8 protein-coding genes are annotated in these 6000 nt (G+C 61.3%); 4 read left to right on the forward strand and 4 right to left on the reverse strand.

Annotated features, from left to right (window positions below; genetic code table 11):
• Positions 1-28: 28 nt before the first annotated feature.
• Positions 29-649 carry an SCO family protein gene (locus tag RSB01_RS03055; protein ID WP_332591433.1) on the reverse strand — a complete coding sequence of 207 codons (621 nt, stop codon included), beginning with the start codon at positions 647-649 and terminating at the stop codon, positions 29-31.
• A gap of 80 nt (positions 650-729) precedes the next feature.
• Here RSB01_RS03055 and RSB01_RS03060 point away from each other — a divergent pair, with 80 nt between their 5' ends.
• Positions 730-2211 carry an ActS/PrrB/RegB family redox-sensitive histidine kinase gene (locus tag RSB01_RS03060; protein WP_332591432.1) on the forward strand — a complete coding sequence of 494 codons (1482 nt, stop codon included), beginning with the start codon at positions 730-732 and terminating at the stop codon, positions 2209-2211.
• A 59-nt stretch (positions 2212-2270) separates the two neighbouring features.
• On the forward strand, positions 2271-2825 hold the full coding sequence (locus RSB01_RS03065) for an ActR/PrrA/RegA family redox response regulator transcription factor (protein WP_332591431.1): 555 nt from the start codon (positions 2271-2273) through the stop codon (positions 2823-2825).
• A 48-nt stretch (positions 2826-2873) separates the two neighbouring features.
• On the opposite strand, the gene mmcB is transcribed toward RSB01_RS03065, so the two are convergent.
• Genes mmcB through thpR form a run of 3 tightly spaced genes read right to left on the reverse strand, consistent with a single transcriptional unit; the run spans position 2874 to position 4433 of the window.
• A complete protein-coding gene (gene mmcB, locus RSB01_RS03070) occupies positions 2874-3326 on the reverse strand; it encodes a DNA repair putative endonuclease MmcB (RefSeq protein ID WP_332591430.1) in 453 nt (150 codons plus the stop codon).
• A 4-nt stretch (positions 3327-3330) separates the two neighbouring features.
• Positions 3331-3897 (reverse strand): GNAT family N-acetyltransferase, encoded by a 567-nt coding sequence (locus tag RSB01_RS03075; protein WP_332591429.1) that lies wholly within the window; start codon positions 3895-3897, stop codon positions 3331-3333.
• On the reverse strand, positions 3894-4433 hold the full coding sequence (gene thpR / locus RSB01_RS03080) for an RNA 2',3'-cyclic phosphodiesterase (protein WP_332591428.1): 540 nt from the start codon (positions 4431-4433) through the stop codon (positions 3894-3896). The genes RSB01_RS03075 and thpR overlap by 4 nt, the downstream gene beginning before the upstream one ends.
• 124 nt (positions 4434-4557) lie before the next feature.
• Here thpR and RSB01_RS03085 point away from each other — a divergent pair, with 124 nt between their 5' ends.
• Positions 4558-5304, forward strand: coding sequence for a Bax inhibitor-1/YccA family protein (locus tag RSB01_RS03085; RefSeq protein WP_332625064.1), 747 nt, complete (start codon positions 4558-4560; stop codon positions 5302-5304).
• A 235-nt stretch (positions 5305-5539) separates the two neighbouring features.
• On the forward strand, positions 5540-6000 hold a 461-nt coding region (locus RSB01_RS03090; protein WP_332625066.1), incomplete at its 3' end, for an SDR family oxidoreductase.

Raw genomic sequence — 6000 nt, forward strand, 5'->3', positions numbered from 1 at the left:
GAAGCCGCAAGGAAAGCAGCGATTGGTCTTAGCCCCGCTTCATCGCCGCAACGATCACATCCTGAGATTTTTTGGGGCCAAGATCGTGGGTCAGGGCCGTGCGGAACTTGCCATCCGGACCCATCAGATAGGTCGTCAGGCTATGCTCCATCGTATAGGCCTCGCCCTCGCCGACCTTTTTGTAGAAGGCGCGATAGGCCTTGGCCGCCGCCTGAACCTGTTCTTCGGTGCCGGTCAGTCCGATCACACCGTCGGGGAAGCCGTCCGATGACAGATAGTCCTTGAGCATTTGCGGGGTGTCGCGGGCGGGATCGACGCTGACAAAGACGATCTGCAAGTCCTTGGCGTCCTCGCCCATGCCTTCTTGCACGGCGTTCAGAACGCCCAGCGTGGTCGGGCAATAGTCGGGGCAATAGGTGAAGCCAAAGAAGACCAGCGTCCATTTGCCGTTCAGCAGGGTCTGGTCCACCGTCTCGCCGTCCTGATTGACGAGCGTAAAGTCGCCCCCCACCAGCGGCTGGCCCGTGGACACACCGGCCTCGCTCTGGGCGGGGTTGCGGCTGCTGTGAACAAACATGGTGGCGAGGGCCAGGGCGATGGCCACAAGCAGGCAGGCAATCGCCAGCAGGAATATCGAACGACGGGGCATATTTCTCTCACGCGCAACAAAACCGGTGGCCACAACAGACCGCAGTGCGTCCTGGCTTTATTTCAGTCTATAAAAGACCTGTGAACCGTACAGAAGCCCCCTCCCTGTCGCAGGCCGTCGCCGCTGCTGCCCATAGCGGCGCATCAAACCTGTTTGGCCTGTCCGACGGTGCCAGACGCGGGCGCGGTTTGCCGATGCGAACCCTGATCGCGCTGCGCTGGTTGTCCATCATCGGTCAGGCCACCGCCGTCCTAAGCGCTTATTTCGTCATGCATTTCCCGCTGCCTCTGTGGGAATGTCTGGCCACGATCGGCGTCAGTGTGGTGATGAATATCATCAGCATGCTGCGCGCCCGGAACATGCGGCTCAGCCTGTCGGACGGGCCGCGCACAGCCTTGCATCTGGGCTTTGATATCTTGCAGATCAGCGTGCTTCTGGCGCTGACGGGCGGGTTGACCAATCCGTTCTGCCTGTTGCTGGTGGCCCCTGTGTCAGTCGCCGCCGCCAGTTTGACCATCCGTCAGGCGCTGTTTCTGGGGGCCATGGCCGTGGCCTGTGTGGTGGGGCTTTATAACTGGTCCCTGCCCCTGCCGTGGCTGGTGCATGAACAGTTGGAACTGCCGGGGCTGTACCGGCTGGAACTGGGTCTGGCCCTTATGACGGGGATGCTGTTCATCTCCGGCTATACATGGAAGGTCGCTGCCGACGCCGAGAAGCTGGAACTGGCGCTGGCCACCACACAGGACGTGTTGCAACGTGAGCAAAGACTAGCGGCCATTGGCGGTCTGGCCGCCGCCGCGGCACACGAACTGGGTACGCCGCTGGCCACCATCCAGATCGTCGCGCGCGAAATGCTGCGCAGCGCGCCCGATGGCAGCCCTGCCGCCGAGGATGCCGCCCTTATCCTGCAACAGGCCGGACGCTGCCGCGATATCCTCAACCAGTTGTCCGCCTCTCCCGACGAAGGCGATGCTCTCTATGCCGATGTGGCCTTGAAGGCGCTGTTGCAAGAAGTGGCCGAGCCGCATGAAGGCTTTGATCTGGAGTTTGATATCTCGGTGCAAAGTGCGGGCAACCAGCCCCTGCCCCGCGTCAAACGCCTGCCCGAAATCATTCACGGCCTGTCGGCTCTGGTGGAAAATGCCGCCGATTTCGCCACCTCGCGCGTCAGCCTGACCGCGACGGTCGATGCCGGATGGATTGCCATCGATATTGTCGATGACGGGCCCGGTTTTGCCTCCGATGTGCTGCCGCGCCTTGGCGAGCCCTATGTGACCACCCGTCCGCAAAGCAAGGCGCGGCGTGCTCTGGCGGCCCAATTATCGGCCGAACCTTCCCCGAGCGAACAGGTCATCGCCCCCAGTCAGGGTGGTATGGGTCTGGGCTTTTTCATTGCCCGCACCTTGCTGGAACGCACCGGTGCCAAGGTCTCTATCGGGGATGGAGCCCCTGCGGCAAAGGGCCAGAACAAGGGGGCCCATGTGTCGGTTCGCTGGCCCCGCCAGAGGCTGGAAGCCACCACATCCGACGATAACCCGATGGAACCAGATGTCGCAGTTTAAGGCTAAAACCTTGACCTTGCGCGCGCGAACCCCGACCTGAAGGTTCAGGAGAACCCTTAATGTCCGAACTCGAAACCCAGATTGCCAGCCTTGCCGACAAGAGCCTGTTGCTGCTCGACGACGATCAGGCCCTGCGCACACGTCTTGGCCGTGCGCTGGAAAGCCGTGGTTTCGAGGTGACGCTGGCGGCATCGCTGTCCGAGGCCATGGAGGCCCTGCGCCAGAAACTGCCGGCCTTTGCCGTGCTGGATATGCGTCTGGAAGACGGCAATGGTCTCAAGATTGTCGAGACGATCCGCGACCGCCGCGAGGATGCCCGCATTGTCATGCTGACCGGCTATGGCGCGATTGCCACCGCTGTGGCGGCCGTAAAGGCCGGTGCCGTGGACTATCTGCAAAAGCCCGCCGATGCCGATGATGTGGTCAAGGCGCTGCTGTCATCCGGCGAAGCGCCCGAGCCGCCCGAAAACCCGATGAGCGCCGACCGCGTACGCTGGGAGCATATCCAGCGCGTGTTCGAGCTGTGCGACCAGAATGTTTCGGAGACGGCGCGCCGTCTGGGCATGCACCGCAGAACCTTGCAGCGGATCTTGGCCAAACGCGCGCCGAGGTAATTTTAGGCAGCAAACGTCCTCAAGCCGCCAGCGACCGCGTCGCTGGCGTTAGGACTCTTCACTTCTGAGCATCCTAAAAGCGCTCAGCCTGCCGAAACCAATCAGCATGGCTTTTCGGCGGGCGGCGGCCAGCGGTGCGGGTATGGCCTCGCGGATAACCGCGCCGCCAAAGCCGTCGGCGACTATGAAACCGACATCTAGGGGCAGGATGTCGGCGGGAAACTCGGGCGCAACAGCGAAATAGAAGGCGTCGCAAAAGGGCGCATATTCCTGCCATTTGCGATCAACCCGATAGTCATCGATGCCGGATTTGACCTCGACGATGATGATGTCGCCCTTCTTGCCCAGCGCCAGCACATCGGCCCTGCGGCCATTGGGCAGGCAGACCTCGGTTAAGGGCGCATAACCCATATCGGCGACAAGGCGGGCGGCACCTTTGGTGACCACATGGGTGGTGTCGGGGCGGCTGAAAACCAGTTCGATGTTCAGACCTTCTGCCATGGCCCTAGCCCACCAACCGCTGGCGGTTCACCTGCCATTCGGCGCGGGTCTGGCCCCAGATATCGACCAGCATCGCATCGAACGGCACCGGCATCGGGCGCGGTCCCTGATTATAGGAACCGAGTTTCTCGGCCACCTTTTGCGAAGGCTCATTGGCCGGATCAATGCAGTGGATGACCTCGGGCCAGTCCAGAACATCGAACGCATAGTCCATACAGGCGATGGAGGCCTCGACGGCATAGCCCTTGCCGTGGGCATCGGGATGCAAGCTCCAGCCCACCTCACGGCCCGGCCAGTCATACGGATGCAGCGGCCCGATCCGGCCCAGCCACAGGCCGGTTGATTTCTCTATGACCGAGAACATGCCCTCACCATGCAGGGCCCACATGCCCGCCACCGAGGCCATGGTGCGCCAGACCTGATGCTTGGACTGCACGCCGCCGATAAAGCGGGTGGTCTCCTCGTCGGCCAGTAGCTCGCACCAGCGCGGGAAATCCTCCAGCGTCGGTGGGCGCAGGATCAGACGGTCGGTTTCAAGGCTCGGGCCCAAACCGCTTACAATCGGGGTCACAGGTAATACTCCCGCTCAAGGGTATAAACGCTGCCGCTATCGGTCAGGATGCTGGAATAGAGGCCAAAGCTGCTAAAACGGATCGGCGGCGATTGCAGCATGTTGTGACCGGTCATCCATGCCCCCACGCGGTCAGGGTCCGCATGCGGCTTCAGATAGGCCAGCGTCACATGCGGGCGATAGTCGCGACGTTCGGGCGGTAGGCCTGCGCGCTCCCCCGCTGTCTTGCAGCGGGCGGCCAACTGGTTCAGTGGCTCCGAGGCTTTGACACCGGCCCACAGGGTCTGACTGCGATGATTGTCGCCAAAGGCCCCGACGCCGGACAATTCCAGCTCAAACGCACCGCGCCCTTCGGCCCTGACCAGTTCGGAGGCCAGATCATCGGCCTGTCTTTCATTGGCGTCGCCATAGAAGGCCAGCGTGATGTGAAGCTGGTCCAGCGGCCGCCATTTGGCACCCGGAAGGCCCGACTGGCGACGCTCTAGCGTCTCGCCAATGTGTTCGGGGATATGCAGCGCGGTGAATAATCTGAGCATGCGACCGTTGGTAGCGGCTGGAACGACCGGTTGAAAGTCGGGTTTTTCTTGCATCTGAACCTGTCCGACACGATATTTCACTCAAGGTCGGCATAATCCGACCATTTAGGAGACGAGTTTCGCGATGAGCGACTTCAACAACGGCTATGCGCGCCCGATCCCTCAGTCGGCGGACATGTCCGTCGACGCCGGTCTGCGCAGCTTCATGCTGGGCGTCTACAACAAGCTGGCCATCGGTCTGGCTGTTGCAGGTGTTCTGGCCTACATCACCGGTAACGTTCCGGCCGTACAACAACTGTTGTTCACACGCATGGAAGACGGCCGTATCGGCATGACCATGCTGGGCATGATCGTTCAGTTCTCGCCGCTGGTTATGCTGTTCGGCTCGATGTTCTTCATGAAGAACCCGACCGCCCGTGGCGTGAACATGCTCTACTGGGCCGTGGTGGCCACCATCGGTGCCGGTCTGGGCGTTCTGTTCTTGCGCTACACCAACGGTTCGCTGGCCTCGACCTTCTTCGTCACGGCCGCATCGTTCGCGGGCCTGAGCCTGTTCGGTTACACCACCAAAAAGGACATGACCGGTTTCGGTACCTTCCTGATCATGGGTGTGATCGGTCTGGTGATCGCCTCGGTCGTCAACATGTTCCTGCAATCGGGCCCGCTGTACCTGATCATTTCGGGTCTGGGCGTGCTGATCTTTGCAGGTCTGATTGCCTATGACACCCAGCGCCTGAAGATGACCTATTATGCTCTGGGCGGCGACAAGCAAGCTATGGGCGTGGCCACCGGTTTTGGTGCGCTGAGCCTGTTCATCAACTTCGTCAACCTGTTCCAGTTCCTGCTCGCCTTCATGGGCCAGCGTGAATAGTAGAACGGCTGATCAAGCCTGATACCCAAGGGGTCCCGCAACAGCGGGGCCCCTTTTTTTGTCGCCACCACGGGCCAGCCTGCCTGCGTCGGGTGGCAAATCCATCCCCGATGGACGCCCCGTTTCGTCGCCCTGTCGCCTTGAACAGCCCTGTCAGGTTTCCCTAGCGTCTTGTCAGTCTGGGCGGCGAGGTCCAAAAGGCAGATCAAGAGATTTGAATTCGAGGAGACATTCCATGGCTGACGGCTGGACCATGCCTGCGGGCGAGCTGATGAAGGGCAAAAAAGGCCTGATCATGGGCGTTGCCAATTCCAACTCCATCGCCTGGGGCATTGCCTCGCAACTGGCGGCACAGGGTGCGGAACTGGCCTTCACCTATCTGGGCGAAAGCCTGGAGCGCCGCGTGCGTCCGCTGGCTGAAAGCGTCGGTGCCAAGGCCATCATCCCGTGCGACGTTTCTGACGACGCCTCGATGGATGCCGCCTTTGCCGAGTTGGAAAAGACCTTTGGCACGATCGACTTCGTCGTTCACTCGGTGGCCTTTGCCAACAAGAACGAACTGCAAGGCTCGTTCGTGGACAACACCACGCGTGACAGCTTCCTGCTGGCCATGAACATCTCGGTGTTCAGCTTTGTGGACGTGGCCAAGCGCTCGGCCAAGCTGATGCCGAACGGTGGCTCGATGATCACCCTGAC

This window comes from Brevundimonas sp. (assembly GCF_036659295.1).
Taxonomy (GTDB): Bacteria; Pseudomonadota; Alphaproteobacteria; order Caulobacterales; family Caulobacteraceae; genus Brevundimonas.

Coding starts and splice junctions, on each gene's coding strand:
- RSB01_RS03055 (WP_332591433.1), bottom strand. CDS start 649: ATGCCCCGTCGTTCGATATTCCTGCTGGCGATTGCCTGCCTGCTTGTG.
- RSB01_RS03065 (WP_332591431.1), top strand. CDS start 2,271: ATGTCCGAACTCGAAACCCAGATTGCCAGCCTTGCCGACAAGAGCCTG.
- mmcB (WP_332591430.1), bottom strand. CDS start 3,326: ATGGCAGAAGGTCTGAACATCGAACTGGTTTTCAGCCGCCCCGACACC.
- thpR (WP_332591428.1), bottom strand. CDS start 4,433: ATGCTCAGATTATTCACCGCGCTGCATATCCCCGAACACATTGGCGAG.
- RSB01_RS03085 (WP_332625064.1), top strand. CDS start 4,558: ATGAGCGACTTCAACAACGGCTATGCGCGCCCGATCCCTCAGTCGGCG.